The organism is Bartonella sp. EBT8, assembly GCF_055796165.1.
Genome location: NZ_JBTTDJ010000082.1, coordinates 1 through 1116, shown reverse-complemented (window position 1 = coordinate 1116; position 1116 = coordinate 1). Strand labels below are relative to the sequence as shown.

Genomic DNA, 1116 nt, shown 5'->3' with positions numbered 1-1116 from the left:
CCTTGTTAAACAAATTACCAAATATGGAAAAATCGTGTGGTATGTGCGTATTGGTCATGGGAAACGTATTAGAGTACGAGGAACCTATGGAACGCAAGAGTTTGTTGATAATTACAAAAGCGCCCTTGCCCAATTACAAGGACTTATCCTTCCTAAATCCAAACCAGGGAAACTTGTTGAAGGTTCTTTTGCATGGCTGCTTAAACAATATTTTAACAGCTCCAATTGGCATAGCTTTGCTAAAGCTACGAAGAAACAAAAAGAATTTATCCTTATGAAGCTATGCGATTCCATAGGGAATATTCCATATAAAGCAATCGAAAAGAAACATATCATAGCCGGTGTTGAACGGAGGAAAGAAACACCTGGAATGGCTAGAGATTTTCTAAAAACACTTAATAGTCTTTTTAAATGGGCAATTGATCAAGGGCTCTTAGAAGATAATCCAGCTTTAGGAGTTAAAAGACCTCCTCTTAAAAACAAAGAAGGTTTTCCTGTTTGGACAGAAGAGGACGTTGAGAAATATCATCACCATTGGTCACATGGTACACATGAGCGCGTCTGGATTGATGTTCTTTTGTATACGGGTCTACGTCGTGGTGATGCGGTACGAATTGGTTGGAAAGATGTGAAAGACAATATCATTCATCTCAAGACAGAGAAAAGTAAATTCCAAACAGATGTTTTTCTACCCATTTTGCCTGAATTAGCAGAAACCCTTAAAATTGGTCCTATTGGAGAAGAAACATTCATTTGTAGTAAACGCGGGAAAAAATTACCCAAAGAAAGTTTTACCACCCTCTTTCGTAAAGCTTGTAATACAGCGGGTATAAAAAAATCAGCCCATGGACTGAGAAAATTAGCAGCAACACGCGCAGCAAATTCAGGTGCAACAGTCTCACAATTGAAAGCACTTTTTGGATGGACAGACGACAATATGGCATCTCTTTATACAAAAAGCGCAGATCGTAAAAAACTTGCCCTTGAAGCGATAAAAAAGCTCCAAAAAAGTGAGGGATAGGAGCAAAAAAACGTAATAGAATCAATAACAGATCAATCCCTTATTTCTAATATAACTTATTGATTTTTATATTTTTTCTTGAGCAAATGCGGTGT

General features: G+C 37.4%; 1 protein-coding gene. It reads left to right on the top strand.

Annotation, left to right across the window (positions count from 1 at the left end; translation table 11 throughout):
- Positions 1-1021, top strand: a 1021-nt coding sequence (locus tag AC0QT4_RS09195) for a tyrosine-type recombinase/integrase (protein WP_473201362.1), incomplete at its 5' end; no start/stop codon positions are given.
- Between the last annotated feature and the right edge of the window lie 95 nt (positions 1022-1116).